Raw genomic sequence first — 26,832 nt, forward strand, 5'->3', positions numbered from 1 at the left:
CCGCCCACCTTAAGCATAGGGGGCCGTTCGCGAGGTTCCTTGAGACGACAGGCCCGACGGGTGCCCCCCGAAACCTTTGCCGCCGGCGGTGGTTGACAGGTCATGGTCGACCGCCCACGGATGGACGAGGCCGACCCCCTGTCGTGGATGCGCGAACAGATGCCCGTACTGCGAGCGCTCGGTGCCGCCGGGGAGCCGCTGGCCGGGACCACTGTCGCCGTCGCCTCCCACCTCGAGCCCTCGACCGGCTTCTTCATCGAGACGCTCCACGAGGCCGGCGCCACGGTGCTGGCGACGGCCAGCGAGGCCGACAGCACCCACGACGACGTGGTCGCGTATCTGGACGGACTGGAACGCGTCGAGACGTTCGCCGATAGCTCGATGGACGACGCCGCGCTCGACGAGGCTCACCGCCGTCTCCTCGACCGCGAACCCGAGTTGCTCCTGACCGACGGCGCCGAGCTCGTCGTGAAAGCTCACGACGATGTCTCGGATGTGGCTGATTCGGTCCGGGCGGCCGCCGAGCAGACCACCTCCGGGGTCGGCCGGGTCGAGGCGATGGCCGACGCCGGCGAACTCACCATCCCGGTCTACCGGGTCAACCACACCCCGATGAAACACCAGTTCGACAACGTCCACGGGACCGGCGAGAGCGCGCTCACCAACATCGCGATGACGACGAACACGATACTCGCCGGGCGCACGGTCGTCGTCGCGGGCTACGGCTACGTCGGGAAGGGTGTCGCCCGGAAGGCCCGCGACCTCGGTGCGGAGACGGTCGTCACGGAGATCGACCCCCGGAAGGCGCTGAAAGCACGGATGGACGGCCACCGCGTCATGCCGATGGCCGAGGCCGCCGCCGAGGGGGAGCTGTTCGTGACTGCCACGGGCAACTGTCGTGTCATCCGCGACGAGCACTTCGAGCGGATGCCCGACGAGGCCATGCTCGCGAACGTCGGACACATGGACGTGGAACTCGACCTCGATGCGCTGGCCGAGCGCGCGACCGAGGTGACCGAGACCGACCAGGGCATCACCCGCTACCGCCTCCCCGACGGCCGCAGACTGGACGTGCTCGCCCGAGGACGGTTGGTCAACCTGGCAGGCCCGTTCAGTCAGGGGCATCCGGCGGCCGTGATGGACACCACCTTCGGCGCGATGTTCGTCGCCGGCCGAGACCTCGCCGACGGGCCCGTGCCCGGCCCGGGCGTCCACGACCTGCCCGACGAACTGGACCGCGAGGTGGCGGAACTGAAACTCGACGCGATGGATATCGACATCGACGGGTTGACCGACAAGCAAGCGGCGTATCTGGACTCCTGGAACCGCGAGGAGACGCTGGCGGAGTGGGAGTCGGAGCGGTCCTGACCCCGGGAACAGCTACCCGTTCCGCCGGGGGAAGCTACTTGTTCCGGGCTGGTGACGCCCGGCCATGCGCCTGTCCGAGTCCGACCGGCTGTTCCGCGACACCCTCCGGGAGTTCCTGGAGCGCGAGGTCGCGCCGGACCTGCCCGAGGCCGACCACGAACCCGTCTCGAAGGAGCAGGCCGTGGCCTACCAGCGCGACCTGGGCGACCTCGGTGTCGGTCCGGGTGCCGGCGAGGATGCCTCGTTCGAGGACCCGGTGACCTACGCCGTGACCATCGAGGAGATAGCACGCGTCTGGCCCAGTCTCGTGATGATCATCACGATGGGGTTCCCGTTCCCGGCGGCACTGGTACCGTACGCCGGCGACCGGACCCGCGAGGCGCTGGGTGACCGGTCGCGGGCGGGCGAACTGGTCGGCTGTCTCGCCGTCACGGAGCCGGCGGGCGGCAGCGACACCACCAGCCCCGCGACGACCGCCGAGCGCGACGGCGACGAGTACGTCATCGACGGGGAGAAGACGTGGGTGTCGAACGCGACCATCGCGGACGTGGCGCTGGTGCTGGCGACCGACACGGACACGGGCGCGCGGGACTTCTTCCTCGTCGACGCCGAGACGACGAGCCTGGAGTCCCGGGAGCTGGACAAGCTGGGGTGGAAGGGGTCGCCGACCGGCCAGCTGTTCCTCGACGAGTGCCGGATTCCGGTCGAGAACCGGCTGCTGAACGCCGTCGGCCGGATGGCGAGCGAGGGTGGCACGAACGTGCTCGAGAACCCGATATTCCGGACCCAGGACCCACAGAACGCCATGTTCGCCTACATGCGGACGGGCATGGCGTCGATGGCGGTCGGCATCATGCAGGCGTCGTTCGAGGCGGCGCTGGACTACACCACCGAGCGGACCGTCGGCGGCGACGCCATCGCCGGCAAGCAACTGGTGCAGGACCACCTCTACGAGATGAAGGCCGGCATCGAGACCGCGCGGCTGCTCACCCACCACGCCGCTACGCACGTCGCCGAGGGGCACGCCGACGCCCGGCTGCTCTCCTCGCTAGCGAAAGGATACGCCTGCGAGACGGCCGTCGATGTGGCCAGCCGCGCGGTCCAGGTCCACGGTGCCAACGGTCTCTCGACGGACTACCCGGTGGAGCGCTACCTCCGGGACGCCCGGACGACCACCATCCCCGATGGGACCACGGAGATACAGAAGCTCATCGTCGGGTCGGAGCTGACCGGCTACCCGGCGTACTGACAGGAACGGGTCGCTGCCTGCGTCGGCCGGTGGCAGGCTCAGTCGTCGGTCCCCGGTGCCGGCCGCTCCGCGAGGAACGCCGCCAGCGCCTCGCGGGTCCCCGTCGCTCCGTTCTCGATGAAGTAGGTCGCACAGGCGTTGCCGAGCGCCAGCGCCGCCTCGGGGTCGAGCCCGCTCCCGAGAGCGTGGGCCAGTCCCGCCGTGAACCGGTCGCCCGCGCCCGTCCGGCGGGTGATGGAGCGGGCGTCGAAGTTCTCTACCCGGGCCATGCCCCCGCCGAGTCGGTCGTCGGTGGCCGACAGGGCCGCGGGTTCGTCGTGGCGGACGACCCCCGCGATGTCCAGCGCCGCGCGGAGGTCGCGCTCGCGTTCCGGGCGGGCGTCCTGCGTGACCCCGAGGCCCTTCGCCAGCGCCCGGAGTTCCCCACCGTTCGCGCTCAGGACCACCGGGCAGGTCTCGTCGAGGTGCGCCATCGCGTCGCGAAGTTCCTCGATATCCTGCTCGACGCTCCCGCTCAGGTCGCCCGGGTCCAGCACCACCGGACACGCGATGTCGTAGGTCGCGAGCGTCCGCATCGTCGGCATCAGCTCCCGGAACGACACCCAGTTGGCCAGGCAAACCGAGCCCGCCCGCTCGATGCGGCCCCGGAACGGCGCCTCGTTCTCGTGGAGCTCCGCGAACGACCAGCCGTCGATGTCCGGCGGCTCCCGCGAGAACATCAGGTCCGTCCGGTCGAACGAGAGGACGGTCACCTCGGCGGGCGGTCCCATCGAGTACGTCTCGAACGGGAACGTCAGCAGCGGGTGGTCGAGGTGGCCGAACAGCGTCACCTCGTCGCCCAGCGCGTGGGCCTGCCGAGCGGCGTTGACCGCCTGGCCGCCCGGCTGCCGATCGTACTCCTCCAGCCGGACCGACCGGATGGCGCCCGTCGAGATTCGGCGCCCGAACTCCTTCCGCGACGACACGCGGTCACGCCCGCCGTCGTAGACGTGACAGAGGATGTCCACGCTCCCGTCGGGGAGACAGACGACCGGGAGGGTGCCGGACGGGTCGGAGAGGTGGGCGACGAGTCGCTCGTACGGCATCTGCCCGCCCCGAGGCGGGCGGCTGGTGTAAAACCCGGTGCCACGAGGCGGACGGATGAGTGGCCGTGGTGCCGTGTGGTGGTGGCAATAGGAATATCCTACGTATAGTACTAGAAAGAATCACATAGAGATTTTATGCGCACTTTAATAGTCTAATATTGCGACTTCTCGTGTAATATGGGGTGGACTTCGGTGACATGGCCGCCTCCGCAATCGGCAACCCTTAAGGTTCGCGCCGCCGCTACCTCGGAACGCGGGTCGGTGGTCTAGTCCGGTTATGACGGCTCCTTCACACGGAGCAGGCCGGCGGTTCGAATCCGCCCCGACCCATCCTGCGACGAACGAACGTGAAGAGCGGATAGGCCCGGCGGATTCCGACCCCTGTCACGAGCAAGCGGAGCGAGCGACGTGGCTCCGGTGAGAATCCCCCCGACCCTCTTGTCGAACCTTCTACGGCTCAGGAGCGTTGCGAACTGCTCCGCGTTCGTCAACCCGTGGGCCGTGACTGCGGGCGGAATCAGCTAACCCGACGATTAAGTACAACAGGGTACGACTACCAGGTAGTGAATCGACGGAGCTTCCTCGCAGCGGCGGGCGGCGCGACGACGGTCACGCTGGCCGGTTGTACCTTCGGCAGCAATCCCGGCCGTGGCGACGGCAGCAGGGACACGCTGGTCGTCGGCACGTACAGTTCCCTCATCGACTCGCCCTCCTCCTCGCCGGGTGCGTGGCTCAAATCCACGTTCGAGGAGGAGTTCGACATCGACCTGGTGTGGCAGACCCCGAGCAACGAGCTGAACCACTACGTTCAGCGCCAGCAGGCGGGCGTGGATATCGAGGCCGACCTCTACATGGGGCTCAATCCCGAGGACCTCGTCCGCGTCGACCGGGAGCTGGACGAGGCGCTGTTCGCCGAGGCCGGTGACGTCGAGGGGCAGTCCGATATCAAGTCCGGGCTGCAGTTCGACCCGCAGAACAGGGCCCTCCCGTACGACACGGGCTACGTCAGCCTCGTCTTCGACGGGACCGAGATGACCGCACCGGAGACGTTCGAGGGACTGCTGGCCGACGAGATGCAGGGCGACCTCATCGCGCAGAACCCCAGCAGTTCGTCGACGGGCCGGGCATTCCTCCTGCACACTGTCAAGGAGTTCGGACCCGATGGCTACCTCGACTACTGGGCGGACCTGCAGGCCAACGACGTGCAGGTACTCGGGTCGTGGGACGATGCCTACAGCGCCTGGGGCAGCGGCGAGGCGCCGATGGTCGTCTCCTACTCGACCGACCGGGTGTTCGCGGACGAGTCGGGAGCGAACCTGGAGGAGCACCGAATCCGGTTCCTCAACGACCAGGCGTACGCCAACCCGGAGGGGATGGCCGTCTTCGCCGACAGCGACCGGCCCGAGGCGGCCCGGCAGTTCATGTCGTTCCTCCTGCGCCCCGAGATCCAGGGGGAGATCGCCGTCCGCAACGTCCAGTTCCCCGCCACCGACACGGTCATCCTCCCCGAGGACTACGCCGAGCTGGCCCGGGAGCCCCCCGAACCGGTGACCTTCACCTACGAGGAGCTACAGGGGAACGTGAGCGACTGGGTCTCCGACTGGGAGCGCCAGTTCGCCGGTAACTGAGCCGGTGACCGGACAGCGTCCAGCGAGCGACGAGGCGTCGGCGAGCGACGGCGGAGGGCCCGCGGCCGGGCGCTTCGGCAGCCTGCGCCGGGTCCGCGCGGGCATCGAGCGGCGGTCGCTCCCGATGCTCGCGGCCGCCGTCCTCGCGCTGCTGGTCGTGCTGTTCTACTACCCGGTCGCGACGGTGTTCGTCGACGCCGTCCTGGTCGAGGGACGGCTGACACTCCGGGTGTTCGCGAGTATCCTCACGGACCCGTTCTACCTCGGGGAACTCGCGCGGCTGTTCGCCGGTGACTCGCCGGTGGCCGTCCTCCGGGCGCTGCTCTCGGCGGACCGGCGGCTCGGCATCGTCGGCTTCACCGCGTACCAGGCGGCGCTCTCGACGGTCGTCAGCGTCGCCGTCGGGGTGCCGCTGGCGTACCTGCTGGCCCGGTACGAGTTCCCCGGGCGCCGGACGGTGCGCTCGCTGACCATCCTCCCGTTCGTCCTGCCCTCCATTATGGTCGCGGTCGGCTTCTTCGCGGCGTTCGGCGCCGACGGGACGCTGAACGCCGTGCTCGGCGCCGTCGGCCTGGGGCCGGTGGACCTCCTGCCGAGTCTCGAGGCCATCGTCGTCGCCCACGCGTTCTACAACGCGCCGCTGGTCGCGCGCATCACGACCGCGTCGTGGGAGTCGGTCGACGCCAGCGCCGTCGAGACGGCCCGGAGTCTCGGCGCGGGCCCCTTCCGGGCCTTCCGTGACGTGGTGTGGCCGCAGGTCTACCCGGCGGTGCTGATGAGCGCGGCGCTGACCTTCGTCTTCACCTTCGGCACCTTCCCCATCGTGCTCGCGCTGGGTGGGTTCGAACTGGCGACCCTGGAGGTGTTCATCTACGGGCTCATCCGCGACCTGGCGTACGCCGAGGGCGCGGCGCTGGCGCTGCTCGAACTGGCCATCTCCCTGTCGGTCCTGTACGGCTACCTCCGGTACGAGGCGGCGCACACGGTCGAAGCGGGCAGCATCCGGCCCCAGGAACGCCGGCCCCTCCGGCCGCCGTCGTGGTCGCTCCGCGAACTCCTCCCCCGCATCGGGCTGGCAGCCTACGCCGTCGTCGCGCTCGTGCTGTTCTGTCTTCCCATCGCGAGCATGGTGTACGCCAGTCTCTCGGGACCGACGGGGCTCACGCTGGAGCACTACCGCTTCCTGCTGGAGCGCCAGGTCACCGGGGCGGCGTTCCAGGTCCGGCCGTGGCCCGCGGTCCGGAACTCGCTGCTGTTCGGGGCCGCGGCGCTGGCGGTGGCGCTCCCGATGGGCGTCGTCGTCTCGGTGCTGACGACCCGTGATTACGCCGGCCGGGAACTGGTCGACACCATCGCGATGGCGCCGCTCTCCGTGTCGAGCATCGTCGTGGGGCTGGGACTGCTCCGCGGGCTCGTCTTCGGCGTCGAACTCGGCGGCGTGCGCGTCGCCGTCGGCGGAGCGCTGGCCATCGTGGCTGCCCACGCCGTCGCGGGCTACCCGTTCATCGTCCGGGTCGTCGCCCCCGGCCTGGCGTCGCTGGACCGGCAGCTGGTGGAGTCCGCGCGGGCACTGGGCGCGCCGCGCGCGCGTGCGTTGCTGGACATCGAACTCCCGCTGGTGTGGCCCGCGGTCGTCGCCGGCGCCGCCTTCGCCGCCGCCATCTCCATCGGCGAGTTCTCCGCGACGGCCGTCCTCGCCTCGGGGACGGGCCAGTACACGATGCCAATCGCTATCGAGCGGTTCATCGGCCGACGGCTCGGCCCCGCGACGGCGATGGGCGTCGTCCTGCTGGTCGTGACGAGCGGGAGCTTCCTCCTCATCGACCGGTTCGGGGGTGACCGCGTTGGCCTCTGAGCCGCCACCGGCGCTGGAGCTGGACGGCGTGACCCGTCGCTACGGCAGCACGGCCGCGGTCGACGACCTCTCGCTGTCGGTCTCCGAGGGCGAGTTCTTCACGCTGGTCGGCCCCTCCGGCTGCGGGAAGACGACGACCCTCCGACTCGTCGCGGGTTTCGAGGCGCCGACGAGCGGCACCGTCCGGTTCGGCGGCCGCGACGTGGCCGGCGTGCCGCCCGAGGACCGCGACGTCGGCGTCGTCTTCCAGAGCTACGCCCTCTTCCCCCACATGACGGTCGCGGAGAACGTCTCGTACGGGCTGAACTTCGCGGACCCGCCGGGTGGGGTGAGCGAGGCCGAACGGGTGGCCGAACTGCTCGAACTGGTCGACCTCCCCGATGCGGGCGACCGCGACCCCGACAGTCTCTCGGGCGGGCAGCAACAGCGCGTGGCGATGGCCCGGGCGCTGGCCCCTGGCCCGGACGTGCTCCTGCTCGACGAGCCGATGAGCGCGCTCGACGCCCGACTCCGCGAGCAACTCCGGGTCCAGGTCCGGGAGATACAGCAGGAGCTGGGCATCACGACGGTGTACGTCACCCACGACCAGGAGGAGGCGCTCGCCGTCTCCGACCGGGTGGCCGTGATGCGCGACGGTGCCGCCGAGCAGGTCGGCCCACCGCGGGACATCTACCGGCGACCCGCCTCCCGGTTCGTCGCCGAGTTCGTCGGCGACAACAACGTCCTCGACGGCGAGGTCCGCGCCGTCGCGGACGGGACGGCCACGGTCGCGGTCGGCGGTGAGACGCTGTCGGTCGGACTCGATGACTGGAACGGGGAGCGGGTCTCGGTCGGCGACCGGCTCACCCTCTGTATCCGGCCGGAGGCGCTGTCGGTCGACGGCGGGCCGAACCGCCTCGTGGCGACCGTCGAGAGCGTGGAGTTCCTCGGCGAGACGACGCGGGTCCATCTCGACTGGGCCGGCCACGACCTCCTGCTCCGGACCCGGGACCCCCTGACCGGCGAGGTGACGGTCGGGTTCGACCCGGTGGATGCGCACGTGGTCGAGTGCCACGAGTGAGGGCGCCCCGGCGGTGACGCGGCACCGACCCGGAACGGAACAGAACGGTCGACTGTCGCGCTCGCAGCGTACGGAGACCGCTACTCTCGACGGGTGCGTCCCCCCTGTTGCGACCGTCTCTGCCGGGCTGTCGCGTTCGGATGGGGCTCTTCGGCGTCCTGCAGCGCGTTCTGGAACGAGTCGTCGACGAGGTCGACATCCTCGTTGGGCGCGACCAAGGCTGCGGCGCGGCGGAACCCGAGGCGTTCCAGCACGTACCGGAGCAACTCTCGGAGCTTCTGGACCTGCGGGATGGTCCGGACGGTGACGAGCAGCTGGCCGGCACCCAGCAGCCCCAGGAAGGCGAGACTGGCGGCGAACAGCAGGTCGCCGTCGATGAAGAAGTTGAACGCGAAGACGAGGAATCCGAGACTGAAGCCGGCCTCGATCTTCGCCTCGAGCAGGCTGATGGTCTCGTCGACCTTGCTCAGCCGCCGGTCGACGGCGACGAGTGTCTGGTTCGCCTCCTTGACCGCCTCGGCGGCCTCGTCCTCGACCTCCTCGACCCGGTCGAGCGTGTCGTTGACGTCGTTCACCAGGTCCTCGGCCTGCGCGATCGCCTCCGTGAACCCGTCGTCGCTCAGCAACTCCACCAGTTGCCGAACGTTGTTGACCTCGGACAGCAGCATACCCGACCAACCGGCGGCGAGCGTATCCCTCTTTGGGCGAACCGGTCCGACGCGGCCGCCACCGTCGCTCCGTGCCAAGCGTTTTGCGTCGCACCCGCCGAGCCACTGGTATGTTCGGGCTCCTGCTGCTGTTCGCCCTGCTGCTCTCGCTGGCCGACGCCCTCCTCCTCGTGGTCGTCGCGGGGGAGATCGGCGCGCTCCCGACGGTCGGACTGGTCGTCCTGACCGCCCTGCTCGGCTCGCTGCTCGTCCGCAGCGAGGGCCGGGCCACGCTCCGCCGCCTCCAGCAGCGCGCCCAGCAGATGGAGGCCCCGACCGACGAACTGCTGGACGGCGCGCTCATCCTCGCGGGCGGCGCGTTCCTCATCACGCCCGGTCTGCTGACCGACCTGACGGGTTTCCTGTTCGTCATCCCGCTCACGCGCTACCCGCTCCGGGTCGCGCTCAAGCGGTGGATCGTCGGCCCGTACATCCGCGAGAAGATGGAGAACGGTAGCATCAACGTCCAGTTCGGGTCGATAGGCGGTGGCGGCGGCTTCGGGGGTGCGGGGAGTACCGGCGGCGCCGGTGGCGCGGGCGGCCCTGGCTGGCCGGAGCCCGACGACGGCCCGGGTGGTCGGTCATCCTCCGGCGATGCGGACGATGGAGACGATGTCTACGACCTCGGCGACGATGCCTACGACATCGACGTCGGGGAGCGCGACGAGGACGACCCGGACCGATCGCAACGGGGCGACCACTGACCGGTCGCGCGCCGTTCCGGTGGTCGCAGCACGCGACCCGAACAGGATACCGCGTCCCGGTGTCCACAACGCATAAGCGGCCGCCCGGGCACGGTTACCCGAATGGACGCCAGGGGGGTCAGACGGTGACCGGAAGCGGCCGCCAGCCGGGTCGGGCGCTGCTCGCGCTCGTGGCGGCGTTCGGACTCGTGCTCGCGGCGGGTATCCTGCCGATGTTCGGCGCTGCCGCACCGGCCGGTGAGGTGGCCCGCGAGATCGGCGCCCTCGCCAGCAGCGGCGCCGACGACGCCGACGAGAGCCCGTCCGTGCGCGCACCCGGCGGCTCCGGCGGCTCCGGCGGCGGCCCCGGTGGGTCCGGCGGTCCGGGACTGGGTGACAGCGGCGTGCTGGGCGGCGACACATCGGCGCCACTCGTCGAGAGCCTGCTGCGTCTCGTCGGTGGTCCGAGCGGTAGTGGTGGTGGTAGCGGCGGTGGCGTCGGCGCGGGTGGTGGTGGTGGAGCCGGCGGTAGCGGTGGGGGGTCCGGTGGGGGTGGCGGTGGAGGCCTGTTCGGCGGTGGTGGTGGTGGCGCGGGGGGAAGTGGTGGTGGCGGCGGCAGTGGTGGTAGCGGTGGCGGCGGGCTGTTCGGTGGCCTGTTCGGTGGCGGCGGTGACGGTGGTTCGAGTAGGTCGGGAGGTCCCGGCGATAACGGCGGCTCGCAGGCCGGCAGTGGCGCCGACGGCGGCTGTCTGTCGTCGGGCGAGTACCGGCTCTGCTTCGACAGCGAGCTCGCCGCCGGGAGCGAGACGACGGTGCGGGTCACGCGCGGCGGCGAGCCGGCGTCCGGTGTCGTCGTCACGTTCGACGGCGAGGCGGTCGGCCGGACGGACGCCGACGGGGAGGTCACCGCCACCGTCCCGTACGTGCGCCAGCTCTCGGTCGGCGTGCGCGCCCCGGCGAGTGCAATCCAGCCGGTCGCGGACCGGCAGTACTCGCTCGCACAGCCCGACGACGGGGCGGTCACCGTGACGGTCGACAGCGACCTGCGCATCGAGGTGGCGGACGACCCCGACCCCGGCGGCACGGTGGGCATCCGGACGCTGGTCGGTGACCGACCGGTGCCGGACGCGACCGTCCGGGTCGACGGGGAGACGGTCGGGCGGACGGACCGCGCGGGGCGCCTGCAGGTCCCGCTGCCGGTCGCGGAGACGGCGACGGTCGCGGCCGAGCGTGGCGACCTCGCGGCGTCGCGGAGCCTCACGCTCGCGCGGGTCGAAGTCGCGCTGGGCGCGGGGCTCGTGCCCGTCGCGGTTCCCGGACAGCCGACGACCGTCACGGTCACCGACGGCGGCGAGCCGGTGACGAACGCGAGCGTCGCGGTCGCCGGCGGTGCGACCGGGCGGACGGACGCGAACGGCACCGTCCGGGCGACGTTGCCGCTCGCACCGACGACGGACGTGACGGTCACGACGGCGGCGGGGCTGACGGTCACCCGGTCGAAGGCCATCTTCGTCGGGCCGCTGGTCGCGCTGTTGCTCCTGCTGGGCCTGCTCGGCGCGGTCGGCTACGTCTACCGGCAGTCCGAGGTGACCGGTCGCGGGCTGCTGGCGCAGGCCCGGGCGACGCTGTCGGCGCTCGCCGCGGACCTGCTGTCGGCGCTGGTCGGGCTGTCGAGCGGCATCGAGGGGGTCCTGTCCGACCTGCGCGAGGAGCTGCGAGGGGCCATCGCCGCCGTCTCGGCGCCGGACGTGTCGGTGCGTGCGTTCGTCCGCGAGCGGCTGGCCGCGCTACGGGCTGCCGTCCGCGGTGCGCTCGGTGCGCCGCTGGCCCGGTTCCGGGACCGGGGTGGGACTGACACCGACACGGGCACCGCCACGGCGGCGGCCGCGCCGGACCGCGCCGACCCGCGCGAGCGCATCGAGCGGCTCTGGGCGCGGTTCGTCCGGCGGGTCGGGCTCACGCGGGCGCGGACGCGGACGCCTGGCGAGGTCGCGGGCCGGGGCGTCTCACGCGGGCTCCCGGCCGAGTCGGTGGAGCGCCTGACCGACGCCTTCCGCGTCGTCGAGTACAGCGATGCCGACCCCGCGGCCCACGTCGAGGCCGCGACGGACGCGGCCGGGGAACTGGACCTCGACGGGGACGCGGCGGCCGACGAGACGGACGGAGCGGGGTCCGTCGACGGAACAGACAGCGACGGCCTGCCCGGCGAGGAGGATGCCGACGAGACAGCAACAGCGCCCGACACGAACGACGTCACCACGGAGGGCGAGTCCCGATGAGCGACCGCGACGACGTGCGCCTCCGGAACTCGGTCCTCGGCATCGGTAGCCTGCTGGCGGTCCTCCTCGCGGCGGTGGCGGTGCTGGAACCGGGTGCGGTCCCGCTGCCGCCGCCGGTCCGGGCGGTACTGACGACGCTGCCGCCGGGCGTGGTGCTCGCGGTGCTCGCGTTCGTCGGGGTCGTCCTGCTACTGGTCCGGTCGCGGGGGTCGCGGGCCGCCCCGCCGGAGCCGCTGGTCGAGCGCGAGGAGCCGACCGCCCGCGCGACGGAGCTGGGCAGCGAGTTCGACGCCCGGCTGGCGACGGCGACCGACCTCGACGCCGACAGGGCGCGCCGCCTCACCGCCCGCGAGTCGGTCGAGGCGACCGTCCGCGATATCGCCGTCGAGGCGTACGCACTGGACGCCGACGTGGACCACGAGGCCGCGGCCCGGGCCGTCGAGACCGGCGCCTGGACCGAGGACCGTCGGGCGAGCGCCCTCGTGGGCGGGCCCGAGGCGCCGAGTCCCTCGCGACTCCGGTGGCTGCTCGACCTGCTGCTGACCGGCAGCGCCTACCAGCGCCGCGTCCGCCACGCGGTCGCCGAGGTCGACCGATTACTGGTCGGGGACCCTTCGGACAGCAGCGACGATACCGGGGGAGCGACCGACGCCGACGGAGCCGGAGACGGAGGTGTGTCCGCGTGAGTGCCGGCCGACTGCGACCCGGGCTGCTGGCCGCGCTCGGCGCCGGCGTGCTCGGGCTGGCTACGGGTGAGCCGCTGTTCCTGTTCCTCGGACTCGTCCCACTCGCGTACGGCCTCTTCGGCTATCTCAGCGGCGCGCCGCCGGCGACAATTGCGGTCGAGCGGGCCGTCAGCGACACGGAGCCACGCCCTGGCGACACCGTGACCGTCACGCTCACCGTCGAGAACGAGGGTGACCGACCGCTCGCCGACGTTCGGGTGGCCGACGACCCGCCCGGTGGCATCCCCGTCGATGGGCCGACACAGCTCGCGACGGCGCTCCGCCCGGGCGAGACGACGAGCCTGACGTACGAGATGAGTCTTCCCCGCGGCACGTTCGAGTTCGGCGAGGTCACGGCCCGGAGCCGGAGCCTCGCGGGCGCGGTCGTCGAGGAGACGGCGGTCGAGGCCGCGGGCGACGGGCTGGTGACCTGTCAGACGCTGCTCGACGCGGTGCCGCTGCAGGACCACACCATCCAGTTCGTCGGCCGGACGCCGACCGATACGGGCGGGAGCGGGGTCGAGTTCTACGCCACCCGCGACTACCACCGCGGCGACCCGGTCGGGCGCATCGACTGGAACCGCTACGCCCGGACGGGGGAGCTGACGACCGTCGAGCTGCGCGAGGAGCGCGCGATGACCGTCGTCTTCCTCGTCGACGACCGTGCGGGCGTCCAGCGGTCGGTCCCCGGCTACGGCCCCGACTCGCTGGACCTCGCGACCTACGCGGTCTCGCGGGCGCTGCCCACGCTGCTGGACGAGAACCACCGCGTCGGCGTCGGCCTGCTGAGCCGCATCGCCGACGACGGGGGGTTCGTCGAACCCGGTGGCGGCGAGGCGGTCCGGGCGGCCAGCGAGGCGACGCTCCGCGACGCCGGCGAGGACCGGGCTCGCACGGACGGCGGTGACGCGGCCGCGGCCGCCGATACGGCCACCACCTCGGATGGCTCGTCGGATGCCGACCGGGAGTCGGCGTCCGTCGGCCGGCGGAACGGGCTCGCGGTCGGGCGGCGGCTGGCCGAGCGGCTGCCGCCGCGGGCGCAGGTGGTCTGCTGTACGCCCCTGACCGACGACCTCCCCGCGGGGCTCGCGGACGCGCTCGTCCAGCGGGGGTACGCCCTGACCGTCCTGTCGCCGGATATGCGCACCGCCGGCGATGCCGAGCCCACGCTCGGCCGGGAGGTGGCCGCACTCCAGCGCGAGGCTCGCCGCCGTCGACTCACCCGGCGCGCCGTGCCGGTCGTGGACTGGTCGCTGGACGCGCCGCTGGCGTTCGCGCTCGCGGCGGTGTTCGACTCGTGGGGGCGGTCGCTGTGAGCACGTCCCCGCTCTCGACGGCGGCGACGCCCGGCCGGCGCGAGCGACTCCGGCAGTGGGTCGGCGGCCTCCGTCAGCGACTCGTCCGAATCCGTCCGGCATCGGTCGCTGGCGGTGTCGTCGCGTTCGTGGTGGCGCTGCTGGTGGGCCGTCTGGTGGTCGGACTCGGTTCCACCGCGCAGGCGCTACTGGCCGGTATCGTTCTCGCCAGCGGCGTGTATGCGCTCAACAGCGACCGACCGCTGGTACAGATGGGTGGTGTGGTGGTGCTGCTTCCGGGCGGACTGCTGGTGACCGCGAGTCTCGGGGGGGCCGCGTCCGTCGCCGGGCAGAGCCTCGCGGGGAGTCTGACGGTGCTGGCCGTCGTCGTCTCGGTCGGCACCATCGGGCTGGTGGCGGCACTCTCCGGGACTACCGCCCCGGACGAGGGGCAACTGGGCGTCGCGAACTCGCGGGCGACCCGGGCGCTACTGGGGCCGCTGGTGCTGCTGGTGGTACTCGTCCTCCCGGACCTCGGACTCGCGGCGCAGCTGGCCGGCGTGGCCGCCGACATCGCTGGTGTCGTCCTCGGCCACCTGCTCGCCTCACCCCCCGGCCTCGCGCCGTTCGTCTTCCCGGTGCTGCTGGGGGGCACGGCCGTCCTCTGCCGGCGGGCGCTCCAGACGGTCCCGGTCGACACCCTCGTCCAGCCGGACCGCCGTGAGGCGGTCACCCTGCGACTGGCGGCCGTGGAGCGGGCGCTCTCGCGGACGGCGCTCGTCGCCGTCGGACTCCTGTTCGCACTCGGGGTCCTGAGCGCCGTCGGCGGGTCGCCGGACCTCACCGGCCTTCGGGCAGCCCTTCCGCCCGCACTCGCCGGCATCGTTGCGGGTGTCGTCGGCTCGACGCTGCTGCGGATGGCGCTCCTGGCACTCGCTGCCGGAGGGTTCGTCGTGACCGAGGCCTACCGGCTCGTCGCACTCGTCCGGGGAGCCAGCCCGCAATCGCTGGCCCGCCGGTTCGCACCGCCGCTGGGGGGACTGCTCGCGGCCGCGGTGGTGGCGGGGCTGCTCACCGCCTCCGGCGTCGCCGGGGCGACGCGCCAGCGCCTCCTGGCGGCCGTGAACGCCTCTCTCGTCGACCTGCTCGCCGGCTTCGGGCCGTACGTACTGAGTGTCGGCATCGCGGGGCTGGTGCTGCTGGCGGCGGTGAGTGCCCTGCGGACGCTGGGTGTGGTGACCTGGCTGGTCGCGCCGCCACGGGCCGTCGGCCCGGCGCTGGCCGGCCTCGCGTCGTTCGTCCTGGCGGCGGTGGCGCTGGTGGTCGGCGCGACGGTGCTGGCCTTCGGTGTCGCCGCGCTCGCGGTCGTCGCCTGGGATATCGGGGAGTACGGGCGTGGCCTCGGCGAGGAACTGCTGGCCGATGCCCGGACGACGCGGGCGGAGCTGACCCACGCATCGGGCAGTTTCGCCGTCGGCATCGCGGCGGTGCTGGTCGCGCTGGGACTCGGCGCGCTACTCTCCGGGGCTGCGGCCATCCCGTCGACGGTCGCGCTGGCGGCGCTGGTGCTGGCCGTCGGGGCCGCGACGCTACTGCTCTACAGCCTGTGACCGGTGGCGGGTGTGGCCGTCGGCGCCCTCAGAGGTCGTCCATCGCCGGGACGGGAACCCGGTCCAGCACGTCCTCGACGACCGCCCGCTTCTCGATGTCCCGGACCTGTGCCTCGCCCGTGAGGACGAGCCGGTGGGTCAACACCGGGTAGACGACCGCCCGAACGTCGTCCGGCGCGACGAACGAGCGCCCCTCGAGGACGGCCCGGGCGCGCGCGGCCTCGAACAGGCGCTGGACCCCACGCGGCGAGACGCCGACCTCGACGCGGCTGTCCTGCCGTGTCTCCCGGCCCAGGTCGACGACGTACTCGCGGATGTCGTCGTGGGTCTCGACCGTCTCGGGGACGGCCTGCAGCTCCGTGACCGTCTCGCGGTCGGTGACACGCTCGGCGCTGGGTGCCTGCGTCGTCCGGCTCGCGCGGCGGTCGATGAGTTCGAGTTCGCCGTCGCGGTCCGGGTAGCCCATCGAGGTCTTGACGGTGAAGCGGTCGACCTGGGCCTCCGGCAGCCTGAAGGTGCCCTCCTGCTCGACGGGGTTCTGCGTCGCGATGACGAAGAACGGCTCCGGCAGGTCGCGCGTCTCCCCGTCGACCGACACCTGCCCCTCCTCCATCGCTTCGAGCAGCGCGGCCTGGGTCTTCGGCGGCGCACGATTGATCTCGTCGGCGAGCACGACGTTCGCGAAGACGGGCCCCTCCGAGAACTCGAAGGCCCCCTCGTGTTCGTTGTAGACGTGCGTGCCCGTGATGTCGGAGGGGAGCAGGTCCGGCGTGAACTGGATGCGCGTGAACTCCAGTCCCAGCGCTGTCGCCAGCGTCCGCGCGGTCAGCGTCTTGCCGGTCCCGGGCACGTCCTCCAGCAGCACGTGCCCGTCGGCGAGCACGCCCGTCAGCACGGTCTCGAAGAACGAACGCTCCCCGATGACCGTCCCCGTCACTGCCTCCAGCACCGACTCGCACTGGCCGGCGGCCGCCTCGATATCCATGCCGGAGTCTCCCGTGGGCCGCCGAAATAACTTCCGTGAACCGCCGTCGGCGGCGGCCATGACAACTCCCCGGAACGGGGAGGGGGTTTTAGTCGTCCCCGCACTGCTGGCATCATCCCTATGGGGGATTCTCCCGTGGACGGTGGTATGACCGACGAGAGTGCGGACGACCGATTCCCGGCGGACGGCTGGCACAGCAAGGCCGAGCCACGGGTCGAGAGCGACGGTGGGGTCGCCCGCCCGGACGCCGAACTCGGTCGCGGCACCGAACTCCCTCCCGCCGCCGACGCCGGGGGCACCGAGGTGGGCGCCGATATCGACGCCGAGGCCGTCGAGCCGACGGACGCGTCACTGCTGAGCCCCCACGGCCGCTCCCTGCTCGCCTACGCGGGCAGCGTCGTCGCCGTGTTCGTGGCCGCGGGCGTCGGCCTCGGCCTCGGCTCGAACTTCATCCTGGGCTTCCTCATCGAGCAGTTCGTCGAACCGGGTGCCAGCCCGACCGACAGCACGCTCGTCAGCATCATGCTGCTGCACAACGTCATCACGCCGTTCCTCGTGGGCCCGCTGATGGCCATCGGTGCGGGCGCGCTGCTGGGCCGGGCGCTCCCGGACCGTCCCCTCACCGCGACGGCCGTCGGCGGGACGGCGTCGCTGGCCGGGTTCTACCTGATGACCGGCCTCACGCTGTTCCTCACCATCAACGTCATCGCGCAGTACTCCACCGGCGGCGGTGGTGGCAGTGGCGCCCTCGACCAGGCGGCGCTCGGCAAGCAGGTCATCGAGAGCGGCATCCCGGCGGCCGTCGTCGGCGCGGCGGGCGCCTACATCGGTTCGTACATCTCCGACTGAGGCGGTCCCCCGTTTCTGACGACACGGGGCGACGGTTCCGGTTCCTCGCTTGCGGGTTCGTCCACCGCCATCGGCCGGCGGACTTTTGCACACCCCTGCCGTAGCGTGGTCCGATGGAGGAGTCCCCGTTCACCATCGACCCACACGTCCACTCGGAGGGCTCCTACGACGGCCGCGAACCCGTCGACCTGCTCCTCGAACACGCCGCGGACATCGACCTCGATGCCATCGTCGTCACCGACCACGATACCATCGAGGCGTCGCTCCGGGCGGCGCGACTGGCACCCGAGTACGGCCTCGTGGGCGTCCCCGGCGTGGAGGTGTCGACGGCGGACGGCCACCTGCTCGCCATCGGCGTCGAGGAGTGCCCCGCACCCGGGCGGCCGCTCCCGGAGACGGTCGCACGGGTGCGGGACCTGGGTGGCGTGGCGGTCGTCCCGCACCCGTTCCAGCGCACGCGTCACGGCGTCCCACGCCGCCGGCTCGCGGGGGTCGACGTCGACGGCATCGAGACGTACAACGCCTGGCTGTTCACGGGCTACCGGAACCGCCGGGCGGCCGCGTTCGCGCGTCGCTACGGCCACGCCGACCTCGCGGGCAGCGACGCCCACCGCGTCGAGACCGTCGGCCGCGCGTTCACCGCGCTGGACCTGCCGACCGACGGGAGCGCGACGGCCGACGACGTGGTGGCGGCCATCCGGCGCGGCGACACCGCGGTCCACGGCCGTCGCGCGCCGCTGCACCGCTGTGCCGGCCACTACGTCAAGGGCGCCGCCCGGAAATCCGGCTACGCGGCCCGGAAGGCGCCCAGCGTCGCGGGTGCGGTCGCGTCGGCGGTCTTCCCGTTCTGACAGCCGGGAGATTACGCATCTCTGGCTCGATTATCACAGATGGAGTCGTGGTAGCAGTCTTCTCGCGCGGTTTATGTCCTGAAATGCCGTATACGGGTGTTGAAAGGTGAATACGATGGAAAATCGACGATATCCCTTCGACGAGATGGACAGCACAATGAACCGGATGTTCCGCACCATGTTCGAGGAGTTCGGCTCCGGACTCGGGCTCGACCACTCCGGCGAGGGGCGGATGGGCCGGCGCGACATCCACCTGCACATCGAGGAGACCGACGACGGCTACGTCGTCTTCGCGGACCTCCCGGGCTTCGAGACGGAGGAGATCGACCTCCGGCTCGACGACGGCTTCCTCACCATCGAGGTCGAGCACGAGATGAGCGAGGGTGACGCTGCGGTGCACTACGCCCGCTCGCGAAGCGCCTTCGAGCGCGTCCGTCTCCCCGAGGGCGACATCGTGGCCGCGGACATCGCGGCCGAGTACCACAACGGCGTCCTCGAGGTCCATGTCCCCATGGCCGGCACGATGGACGACGAGGGGCTCCGGATCGATATCGACTGAACGGGCACCCACCTCGGCTCCGCCGGATGAATGTCACCATTGATTACCCCCGGGACGCAGTATCACGGCAACAGGTATGTCTGGTAGGACGAACGAGCCGGCGTGGCTCCAGGCCGAGCGGGACTACACCGACGAGGTCACCGGGGAGAACACCATCCCGCAGCTGTTCGCCGAGAGCGCCAGCCGGCACGCCAACCGGGACGCACAGTGGTACAAAGGTGGCATCTACCGGCGGTCGCTGGCCGACGGCATCGTGCCGGCGGCGCCCAAGGGGCAGTACGCGGCGCTGACCTACGACGAGATGTTGAACGTGGTCCAGCGGCTCGCGGCCGGGCTCCGCGACATCGGCATGGAGACGGGCGACCGGGTCGGCATCTTCGCGGACACGCGGATGGAGTGGGCCCAGAGCGACCTCGCCGTCCTCTCGGCGGGCGGCGTCGTCACGACCGTCTACACGGAGTCGAGCCCGCGGCAGGTCCGCTACCTGCTCGACGACCCCGACGCCGACGGCGTCGTCGTCGAGAACGAGGAACTGCTGGAGCGGGTCCTGGAGGTCGAGGACGACCTCGACCTGGAGTTCATCGTCGTGATGGACGAACTGGACGACGAGGCCCACGTCGAGCGCGCGGACGTGTTCACGCTGGCCGACCTCTACCGCCGTGGCGACGAGACCTTCGACCCGGACCACTGGGACGAGTGGCTCCAGAGCCGCGAACCGGAGGACACCGCGAGCCTCATCTACACCTCCGGGACGACCGGCCAGCCGAAGGGCGTCCAGCTGAGCCACGCCAACTTCCGGGCCAACATCAACGGCGTCCGCAAGCGGTTCGGGCCCCGCAACGACAAGCCCGCCGACGTACCCGTTCTGGACGAGTCGGCCCGCTCGCTGTCCTTCCTTCCGCTGGCGCACGTCTTCGAGCGGACGGCCGGGAACTTCGTGATGTTCGCCTCGGGCGGGACCGTCGCGTACGCCGAATCCACCGACACCATCGCCGAGGATATCCAGCTCGTCGAGCCCACCACCGCGACGAGCGTCCCCCGGGTGTACGAGCGCATCTTCGACCAGATGCGGGCCCAGGCGACCGAGTCCGACACCAAGGAGCGCATCTTCGAGTGGGCTATCGAGATCGGCCGCGAGCACGCCCGGACAGAGAGCCCGGACCTCTCGCTCCGGGTGAAGTACGCCATCGCGAACAAACTGGTCTTCTCGCAGGTCAAGGAACAGATGGGCGGCAACATCGACTTCTTCATCTCCGGCGGCGGGTCGCTCTCGAAGCGCCTCGCCGAACTGTTCGAGGGGATGGGGCTCCCTATCCTCGAGGGGTACGGCCTCACCGAGACCGCGCCGGTCGTCTCCACGAACCCGCCGGAGGACCCGCGCCCCGGCACGCTGGGGCCGGCGCTCGTCAACGTCGACCTGAAGCTGGACAGTTCGGTCATCACCACCGAGCAGGCCCAGAAGGCCCGCCCGGACAGCGAGATCGGCGAACTGCTGGTCAAGGGCCCCAACGTGACCGAGGGCTACTGGGAGAAACCCGAGGCGACGATGGACGCCTTCACGAAGGACGGCTGGTTCCGGACCGGCGACATCATCGAGCGGACGAGCGACGGCTACCTCGTCTACCACGACCGGCTGAAGCAGCTGCTCGTGCTCGACACCGGGAAGAACGTCGCCCCCGGACCCATCGAGGACGCCTTCGCCACCTCCGACCGCATCCAGCAGGTGATGGTGATGGGCGACAACGAGAAGTTCGTCTCCGCGCTCGTCGTGCCGGACTTCGAGGCTATCCGGCGCTGGGCCGACCGCGAGGGTGTCGACATCCCGGACACGAACGAGAGAATCTGTAACGACCCGCAGGTCCGTCAGTACGTCCAGGAGGAGGTTGACCGCGTCAACGAGCAGTTCGAGAAGTACGAGCGTATCAAGGAGTTCCGGATGGTCCCGGTCGAGTGGACCCCGGAGAACGACCTGCTGACCCCCTCGATGAAGGTCAAGCGCCGGAACGTCCTCGACCGATTCACCGGCCAGTACGACGACATCTACGGCGAGCAGGAGGCTCGCGCCGCCGCGGACGACTGATCACGCCGCGTCCGACTCGCCGTCGGGGCTGCCCCCGCCCTCCTCGCTCCTTCTCCCATCCTCCTCGCTCGCGAGGGTCGCGACCGCTTCCAGCCCGTCGACGACGTACGTCGGGGTCACCCCGTCTGGCACCGTGGGGCAGTGGGGTCGCCGGACGAAGACGCTGTCCAGGCCCGCCCGCTCGGCCGCGACCACGTCGCTCGCGCTGTCGCCCACGTAGAGCGCCGTCGACGCGTCCAGGTCGGCCAGCGCCCGGTCCAGATAGTGTGTGTTCGGCTTCTTCAGGTCGATACTCTCGACGGTCATCGGGCGGCCGTAGTGGGTCTCGAACCAGCCGCCGAGGTCGAAGAAGTCCAGCACGAACGAGACGGTACTGTGGTGGTTGTTGCTGACGACGCCCCGCGCGGTCGGGATGTCGGCCACGGCGTGGATATCGTCGTACGTGGTCCGTTCGCCGGCGTGGAACGCCTCGACCTGTGAATCCTCGTCGAACCGTTCCCGGGCAGTCCAGAGCGTCGCCGGGTCGAGGTCGTGTGCTGCAGCCACAGCGCGGAGCGAGTCGACCGTCACGCCGTGCCGGAGGGTATCGACGTGGTCGGGGTCGGGGTCGGCAACACCGACTGACTCGAAGGCGGCCGCCACGGCCGCAGCCTGCGTCTCGGGGGCGGGTGGCTCTACCAGCACCCCGTCGTTGTCGAAGAGGACCGCATCGTAGGGGGACACGGCCGAGGGTAGCGCGAAGTTGATGTTGACCGTTTCGGAGCGTCAGTCCTCACCGTCGGCGCCGACCTCGGTCGGGGGCGTCCCGACCGGGTCGTCGTGCTCCCCGCTATGGTCCGCCTTCCCGCTACCCTCGCTCGTGGCAGTGTCGCGCGGCGGCTGGTCGCTTTCCGGGCTGGCGCCCGGGGCCGACGACCGGTCCGGTGACAGCTGTTCGGCCAGTTCCTCGAGGCGGCGCGTCTGTTCGCGGTTGACGGTGACGATGATGTCCGAGAGCACGCCGAACATCACCAGCTGGACGCCGAGGAGGATACCCGCGGCGGCGACCACCGCGAGCGCCTCGTGGGAGATGTCGTTGACGAGGAAGTCGTATCCGACGTACGCCGCGACGAGCAGGCCGACGAGCCCACTCACGCTGCCGACGCTCCCGAAGTAGAACAGTGGGTTGTTCGTCTTCGCCAGTTTGTACAGCGTAAGGAAGATGTTCGCACCGTCGCGGACCGGGTGGAGGTTCGTCTCCGACTCGTCGGGACGGGCGCCGTAGGTGATGGGGACGACCTCCGTACCGGTGCCGTGCTTGACGGACTCGACGCTGAGTTCGGTCTCGATGCCGAACCCGTCCGAGCGCAGCGAGTACCGCTCGACGGAGTCCCGGGTGAAGGCCCGATAGCCGCTGAGGATGTCCCGCAGGTCGCGGCCGTGGATGAACGCGAACGCTCGGTTGACGAGGCCGTTCCCGAGCCTGTTGAGCCGGGTCATCGCGCCGTCCTCCATGTCAGCGAACCGGTCGCCGATGACGTGCTCGGCACGCCCATCGAAGATGGGCTCGAGCATCCGCTCGGCGTCCGCGGGCCGGTACGTCCCGTCGGCGTCGGCCATCAGGACGATGGGCTCGTCGATATACGTGAGGCCTTCCCGGACGGCCTGCCCCTTGCCGACACCGCTCTGCTCGACGACGCGCGCACCGTGTTCGCGGGCGATTTCCCGGGTCCCGTCGGTGGAGTGGCCGTCGACGACGAGGACGTGCTCGAACCCCTCGTCGTGGAAGCCGTCGATGACACTCCCGACGGTCTCGGCCTCGTCCAGCGTCGGCAACAGGACGCAGACGTCGTCGCGGTCCATTCACTTGCCGGTCGACGGCGCGCCCGCAAAAGCGCTCCGGCCCGCGCCGAAGCCGGGGCTCGCAGCCTCGAGGTGGTTATCGGAGCCCGGGTGGCGACTCCCTACTCCTCGCGCTGCTCGCTCAGGTGTTCCCAGACCTCCGTGCAGCCACACCCGTCCTCGAGCTCGGAGAGATGCTCCTGGCTCGCTCGTTCGGTTTCACTCATTTACTCGACTGATGAGTAACTCTCTGTAATGATAAAACTTGGCCCGAGGGCCCCATCCGTTCACCGGCGCGTTTACGGTCACCCCGGATGAGCGTCCGGTATGGCCGACGGGGACGGGACGGACCTGTTCGACGCGCTCGACCTGACGGAGTACGAGGAGACTGCGCTCTCGAACCTGCTCCGCCTCGGACGGACGACCGCCCCGAACCTGGCGGAGGCGACAGGCATCCCCAAAGCACGCATCTACGGCGTGCTCGATGCGCTCGCCGACCGAGGCTTCGTGAAGGTGATTCCCGGCCGCCCGAAGGAGTACCAGTCACGCTCGCCGGCGGAGATCGTCGACCGGGCGAAGGAGAACCAGCGGCAGGCGTACGAGTCCACGGCGACGGAACTGGAGGCCGGTCGCGAGGCGTTCCTCGCGGAATTCGGCCCGCAGTTCGACTCCGCCACCGAGGACGTGCGCCCGGCCGAGGAACTGTTCCACGTCGTCGACGTCGGCGAGTCGAGCGAATCCGAGACCCGCCGGCTCTACCACGAGGCCGAGCGGGAGGTCCGGGTCCTCACCAAATCGTGGGAGTACCTCGAGAGCGTCGAGCCGGCGCTCCGTGACGCCCTCGACCAGGGTATCGCGGTCCGGACGCTGTTCCTCCACCCCGACCGCCTGAGCGACGAGAACCGACGTATCCAGGCGGGTATCGTCGACCGACTGCGCGAGGAGTTCCCGGGCGTCGAGTTCCGGTTCGCGGAGGGGGCGCTTCCATGGCGCGGGACGCTCACCGACCCGCCCACCGACGCGGGCGAGGTGAGCGGGGAGTCCGGCGGCGAGGCAATTTTCCTCGTCGAGGAGCCGGACGTGCCCAACCATATGCGGCAAGCTGCTATCACCGAGAACGAGTCGTTCGTGGCCGGGCTGAAGCGATTCTTCGACCTCGTGTGGGAGCACGAATCGGTCGACCGCCGGGCCGACTGACCCACGAGTGCGCCACCGAGCGCCCGAAGGACAGGAGTGAACTACCCGCCTGCCGGACCGGGCGTATGACCGACGAGGACACCGACGGCTCGGCGACCCGGAACCGCGAGGGTCCCCTCGAGGGGCTCCGGGTGGTGGACTTCTCCGGGATGGTCGCCGGCGGCTTCGCGACGATGACGCTCGCTGACTTCGGCGCGGATGTCGTAGCTGTGGAGCACCCGCAGGCTGGCGACCCCATCCGCGACTGGGGCCCCTTCGACCCCGATTCCGGGATGTCGCTGTGGTGGAAGGCGCTCGCACGGGGGAAACGGTCCGTCACCTGTGACCTCTCGACGCCGGAGGGCCACGCGCTCGCGCTGGACCTCGTCGAGACCGCCGACGTGGTCGTGGAGAACTTCCGTCCCGGGACGATGGAACGGTGGGACCTCTCGTACGACGACCTGCGCGAGGTCAACCCTGGGGTCGTGATGGTCCGCATCTCCGGCTACGGACAGACCGGGCCGCGCGCCGAGCAGCCGGGCTTCGGAACGGTCGCGGAGGCCATCTCTGGGTTCGCGCACGTCAACGGATTCCCCGACCGGGAGCCGCTGCTGCCACCGATTCCGCTGGCCGACATGGCCGCCGGCCACTACGCGGTCCAGGCAGCGATGTTCGCCCTGTTCGAGCGCGAGGTCGGGCCCGATGGCGACGGCAGCGGCGAGGGGCAGGTGGTCGATGTCTCCCTGTACGAGTCGCTGTTCCGGATGTTCCCGGGCGACGTGGAGGCGTACGACCGGCTGGGACAGGTCCGCGAGCGCCGGGGCAACCACCACAGTAACGCCGCACCGCGGAACGTCTACGAGGCCCAGGACGGCTACGTTGCGCTGTCGGCCTCGGCACAGTCCATCTTCGAGAACCTCGCCGAGACCGTCGGCCACCCGGAGCTACTGGACGACGAACGGTTCGTCACGAACGACGCGCGGGTCGAACACGCCGACGAGCTGGACGAGTACATCGCCCCGTATATCGCCGAGCGGACCGTCGAGGAGGCCATCGCTGACCTGGGCGCGGGCGACGCGGTCGTCGCGCCGGTGTACGACGTGAGCGACGTGTTCGAGGACGAGCAGTACGCCGCCCGAGACAACCTCGTCGAGGTGGCAGACGAGGACGTTGGGAAGATTACGACCCACGGCGTGGTCCCGCGGCTGACGCGGACACCGGGCGCAGTCGAGCACCTCGGGCCGCGACACGGACAGCACAACGAGGCCGTCTACGAGAGCGAGCTGGGGCTGGACGAGGAGACGCTCGACGACCTCCGGAACCAGGGCGTCATCTGACGGTGCTGTGGAGCCGGACGAGAGCGTGAGCTGGCGAGCAGGCGGCGCGACCGAACGCCGGACCGTGCGCCGCGCTGGCGGAACCGACCGGAGGGTGGCGTTCCCCCCGCTCGGGCCGGCGGCCCGGCGGTGGCTCGTCAGGTCACGGGGGCGCTGGTCCCGCCACCCTACTTGAAATTCAGTCCCAGCCGTCGCCGAGGAGCCGGCTGAGGAGGTCGCGGTCGAGGGTGTTCTCCGGGAGTTCCTCGACCCACCGGACGGTCTCGATATCTTCGTCGGGCAGTCCGGGGTTGTCGCCGAGTGCTGTCGAATCGGCCGTCGCCCGGTGGATGGCGAACCGGAACGACAGTCCATCGTCGCCGTGGCGGAGGATGTTCCGAACGATGGCCACCCGCTCTCTGGGTGTGATGTCGATACCGGTCTCCTCCCTGAGTTCACGCACCAGGGCCTCGTCGTGGTCCTCGCCGGCCTCCACCTCGCCGCCCGGGAGGAGCCACCGGCCGTCCTCGCGGACGAGCAGCACGCGCCCGTCGGCCTCGACGAGCGCGCCGACGCCCCACTCGAGCCCGTCTTCGCCACGGATGCGGTCACGTGCCTCCGCGAACTCCTCGGCATCGAGACTGTGAGCTCGCTCGCGACGGTACTCGCCGTCCTTCCGCCAGGTCCGGACCGTCGTCTCCGGGTCCGTGTCGTCGATGACCGGGTCGTCCTCCTGGGCGTCGTCGCTCACGGGTCAGGGCAGGTCGACGTCGACGCCCGCTTGCTCGCTCGCGGCCGCGACGGTGTTGTAGAGGAGCATCGCACGGGTCATCGGTCCGACGCCGCCGGGGACCGGCGTGATGGCGCCGGCCACGTCCTTCGCGCTCTCGTACTTCACGTCGCCGATGAGTTCGTACCCCTTGTCGGTGTCCGCGTCGACGCGGTTGATGCCGACGTCGACGACCGTCGCACCCTCCTTGACCATCGAGCCGTCGATCATCTCGGGAACGCCGGCGGCAGCCACGAGGATGTCGGCCTCGCGGGTGTGGGCCGCGAGGTCCTTCGTCCGGGAGTGACAGACCGTCGTCGTCGCGTTGCCGAGGGGTTCCTTCTGGATGAACAGGTTCGCCATCGGCTTGCCGACGATGTCCGAGCGGCCGACCACGACCGCCTCGGCACCCTCCGTCTCCACGTCGTAGGCCTCGAGGAGCTTCTGGATACCGTGGGGTGTGCAGGGCTTGAACCGGGCGTTGCCCGCGACCATCCGGCCCACGTTCTCGGGGTGGAAGCCGTCCACATCCTTCGCGGGGTCGATGGCGCGGAGGACGCGGCGCTTGTCCACGTGGTCGGGGACGGGCATCTGGACGAGTATGCCGTTCACGCCGTCGTCGGCGTTGAGGTCAGCGATGGTGTCGAACAGCTCCTCGGCGGGTGCCTCGGGTTCGATTTCGACGTGGTGGCTGGTGATACCCACCTCCTCGCAGTCGCGCTGTTTCATGGAGACGTACGTCTCGCTGGCGGGGTCGTCGCTCATCAGGACCGTCGCGAGCCCAGGGCGCGCCTCCGCGTCCGCGAGCCGTTCGATGGCGCCCGTGAGCCCGTCCCGGATGTCGGCGGCGACGGCGTTCCCGTCGATGACCTCTGTCATGTC

Annotated in this window: 24 protein-coding genes and 1 tRNA gene; 17 read left to right on the forward strand and 8 right to left on the reverse strand. The window is 70.8% G+C overall.

The features are described from left to right. The first annotated feature begins 102 nt into the window (after positions 1-102). Both NL115_RS14530 and NL115_RS14535 read left to right on the forward strand, forming a co-directional pair. Positions 103-1,368 (forward strand): adenosylhomocysteinase, encoded by a 1,266-nt coding sequence (locus NL115_RS14530; RefSeq protein WP_254830066.1) that lies wholly within the window; start codon positions 103-105, stop codon positions 1,366-1,368. 64 nt (positions 1,369-1,432) lie between these two features. After that, the gene (locus NL115_RS14535; RefSeq protein WP_254830067.1) at positions 1,433-2,617 is read left to right on the forward strand and encodes an acyl-CoA dehydrogenase family protein; all 1,185 of its coding nucleotides are present in this window, start codon (positions 1,433-1,435) and stop codon (positions 2,615-2,617) included. 38 nt (positions 2,618-2,655) lie between these two features. Here NL115_RS14535 and NL115_RS14540 read toward each other — a convergent pair whose 3' ends face one another. Next, a complete protein-coding gene (locus NL115_RS14540) occupies positions 2,656-3,702 on the reverse strand; it encodes a carbohydrate kinase family protein (protein WP_254830068.1) in 1,047 nt (348 codons plus the stop codon). A 255-nt stretch (positions 3,703-3,957) separates the two neighbouring features. On the opposite strand from NL115_RS14540, the gene NL115_RS14545 reads away from it, so the two are divergent. The 4 genes from NL115_RS14545 to NL115_RS14560 all read left to right on the forward strand — a co-directional run bounded on the left by NL115_RS14545 (position 3,958) and on the right by NL115_RS14560 (position 8,245). Continuing rightward, a tRNA-Val gene (locus NL115_RS14545) sits at positions 3,958-4,032 on the forward strand. Positions 4,033-4,316: 284 nt separating this feature from the next. Beyond that, positions 4,317-5,330 (forward strand): thiamine ABC transporter substrate-binding protein, encoded by a 1,014-nt coding sequence (locus NL115_RS14550; RefSeq protein ID WP_434084022.1) that lies wholly within the window; start codon positions 4,317-4,319, stop codon positions 5,328-5,330. 82 nt (positions 5,331-5,412) lie between these two features. Further along, positions 5,413-7,185, forward strand: coding sequence for an ABC transporter permease (locus NL115_RS14555; RefSeq protein ID WP_350355320.1), 1,773 nt, complete (start codon positions 5,413-5,415; stop codon positions 7,183-7,185). Continuing rightward, positions 7,175-8,245, forward strand: a complete 1,071-nt coding sequence (locus NL115_RS14560; protein ID WP_254830070.1) for an ABC transporter ATP-binding protein — start codon at positions 7,175-7,177, stop codon at positions 8,243-8,245. Before NL115_RS14555 ends, NL115_RS14560 begins: the two co-directional genes overlap by 11 nt. Positions 8,246-8,325: 80 nt before the next feature. Here NL115_RS14560 and NL115_RS14565 read toward each other — a convergent pair whose 3' ends face one another. Then, positions 8,326-8,913: a hypothetical protein gene (locus NL115_RS14565; protein WP_254830071.1), complete on the reverse strand. Its 588-nt coding sequence runs from the start codon at positions 8,911-8,913 to the stop codon at positions 8,326-8,328. Positions 8,914-9,023: 110 nt separating this feature from the next. Here NL115_RS14565 and NL115_RS14570 point away from each other — a divergent pair, with 110 nt between their 5' ends. The 5 genes from NL115_RS14570 to NL115_RS14590 all read left to right on the forward strand — a co-directional run bounded on the left by NL115_RS14570 (position 9,024) and on the right by NL115_RS14590 (position 15,544). Then, positions 9,024-9,656: an FxsA family protein gene (locus NL115_RS14570; RefSeq protein ID WP_254830072.1), complete on the forward strand. Its 633-nt coding sequence runs from the start codon at positions 9,024-9,026 to the stop codon at positions 9,654-9,656. A gap of 125 nt (positions 9,657-9,781) precedes the next feature. Beyond that, a complete protein-coding gene (locus tag NL115_RS20630) occupies positions 9,782-11,914 on the forward strand; it encodes a DUF4129 domain-containing protein (RefSeq protein WP_286666831.1) in 2,133 nt (710 codons plus the stop codon). Beyond that, positions 11,911-12,600, forward strand: coding sequence for a DUF7269 family protein (locus NL115_RS14580; protein WP_254830073.1), 690 nt, complete (start codon positions 11,911-11,913; stop codon positions 12,598-12,600). Before NL115_RS20630 ends, NL115_RS14580 begins: the two co-directional genes overlap by 4 nt. After that, complete coding sequence (locus tag NL115_RS14585; RefSeq protein ID WP_254830074.1) at positions 12,597-13,955, forward strand: DUF58 domain-containing protein; 1,359 nt, start codon at positions 12,597-12,599, stop codon at positions 13,953-13,955. The genes NL115_RS14580 and NL115_RS14585 overlap by 4 nt, the downstream gene beginning before the upstream one ends. Further along, positions 13,952-15,544 carry a DUF7519 family protein gene (locus tag NL115_RS14590; RefSeq protein WP_254830075.1) on the forward strand — a complete coding sequence of 531 codons (1,593 nt, stop codon included), beginning with the start codon at positions 13,952-13,954 and terminating at the stop codon, positions 15,542-15,544. Before NL115_RS14585 ends, NL115_RS14590 begins: the two co-directional genes overlap by 4 nt. 28 nt (positions 15,545-15,572) lie before the next feature. On the opposite strand, the gene NL115_RS14595 is transcribed toward NL115_RS14590, so the two are convergent. Further along, complete coding sequence (locus NL115_RS14595; RefSeq protein ID WP_254830076.1) at positions 15,573-16,529, reverse strand: AAA family ATPase; 957 nt, start codon at positions 16,527-16,529, stop codon at positions 15,573-15,575. Between the two features lie 147 nt (positions 16,530-16,676). Between NL115_RS14595 and NL115_RS14600 the strand changes: the two genes are divergently transcribed. The 4 genes from NL115_RS14600 (at position 16,677) to NL115_RS14615 (ending at position 20,868) form a co-directional block, all read left to right on the forward strand. Further along, the gene (locus tag NL115_RS14600) at positions 16,677-17,378 is read left to right on the forward strand and encodes a hypothetical protein (RefSeq protein ID WP_254830077.1); all 702 of its coding nucleotides are present in this window, start codon (positions 16,677-16,679) and stop codon (positions 17,376-17,378) included. A 113-nt stretch (positions 17,379-17,491) separates the two neighbouring features. Further along, on the forward strand, positions 17,492-18,229 hold the full coding sequence (locus NL115_RS14605) for a CehA/McbA family metallohydrolase (protein ID WP_254830078.1): 738 nt from the start codon (positions 17,492-17,494) through the stop codon (positions 18,227-18,229). Between the two features lie 145 nt (positions 18,230-18,374). Next, complete coding sequence (locus NL115_RS14610) at positions 18,375-18,788, forward strand: Hsp20/alpha crystallin family protein (protein WP_254830079.1); 414 nt, start codon at positions 18,375-18,377, stop codon at positions 18,786-18,788. 76 nt (positions 18,789-18,864) lie between these two features. Further along, on the forward strand, positions 18,865-20,868 hold the full coding sequence (locus NL115_RS14615) for an AMP-dependent synthetase/ligase (protein ID WP_254830080.1): 2,004 nt from the start codon (positions 18,865-18,867) through the stop codon (positions 20,866-20,868). On the opposite strand, the gene NL115_RS14620 is transcribed toward NL115_RS14615, so the two are convergent. From NL115_RS14620 to NL115_RS20840, 3 genes are all read right to left on the reverse strand, one after another. Beyond that, the gene (locus tag NL115_RS14620) at positions 20,869-21,591 is read right to left on the reverse strand and encodes an HAD family hydrolase (protein WP_254830081.1); all 723 of its coding nucleotides are present in this window, start codon (positions 21,589-21,591) and stop codon (positions 20,869-20,871) included. Positions 21,592-21,633: 42 nt separating this feature from the next. Further along, positions 21,634-22,710, reverse strand: a complete 1,077-nt coding sequence (gene aglJ / locus NL115_RS14625) for an S-layer glycoprotein N-glycosyltransferase AglJ (RefSeq protein ID WP_254830082.1) — start codon at positions 22,708-22,710, stop codon at positions 21,634-21,636. Between the two features lie 101 nt (positions 22,711-22,811). Then, on the reverse strand, positions 22,812-22,916 hold the full coding sequence (locus NL115_RS20840; RefSeq protein ID WP_491536938.1) for a DUF8595 family protein: 105 nt from the start codon (positions 22,914-22,916) through the stop codon (positions 22,812-22,814). A 100-nt stretch (positions 22,917-23,016) separates the two neighbouring features. On the opposite strand from NL115_RS20840, the gene NL115_RS14630 reads away from it, so the two are divergent. Together NL115_RS14630 and NL115_RS14635 are read left to right on the forward strand one after the other, a co-directional pair. Then, positions 23,017-23,886 (forward strand): TrmB family transcriptional regulator, encoded by an 870-nt coding sequence (locus tag NL115_RS14630; RefSeq protein WP_254830083.1) that lies wholly within the window; start codon positions 23,017-23,019, stop codon positions 23,884-23,886. Between the two features lie 65 nt (positions 23,887-23,951). Then, complete coding sequence (locus NL115_RS14635) at positions 23,952-25,202, forward strand: CaiB/BaiF CoA transferase family protein (RefSeq protein WP_254830084.1); 1,251 nt, start codon at positions 23,952-23,954, stop codon at positions 25,200-25,202. A gap of 178 nt (positions 25,203-25,380) precedes the next feature. On the opposite strand, the gene NL115_RS14640 is transcribed toward NL115_RS14635, so the two are convergent. Both NL115_RS14640 and folD read right to left on the reverse strand, forming a co-directional pair. Next, complete coding sequence (locus NL115_RS14640; RefSeq protein ID WP_254830085.1) at positions 25,381-25,932, reverse strand: NUDIX hydrolase; 552 nt, start codon at positions 25,930-25,932, stop codon at positions 25,381-25,383. Between the two features lie 3 nt (positions 25,933-25,935). After that, a complete protein-coding gene (folD, locus tag NL115_RS14645) occupies positions 25,936-26,829 on the reverse strand; it encodes a bifunctional methylenetetrahydrofolate dehydrogenase/methenyltetrahydrofolate cyclohydrolase FolD (protein ID WP_254830086.1) in 894 nt (297 codons plus the stop codon). Positions 26,830-26,832 lie beyond the last annotated feature (3 nt).

The organism is Haloglomus salinum, from assembly GCF_024298825.1.
Taxonomy (GTDB): domain Archaea; phylum Halobacteriota; class Halobacteria; order Halobacteriales; family Haloarculaceae; genus Haloglomus; species Haloglomus salinum.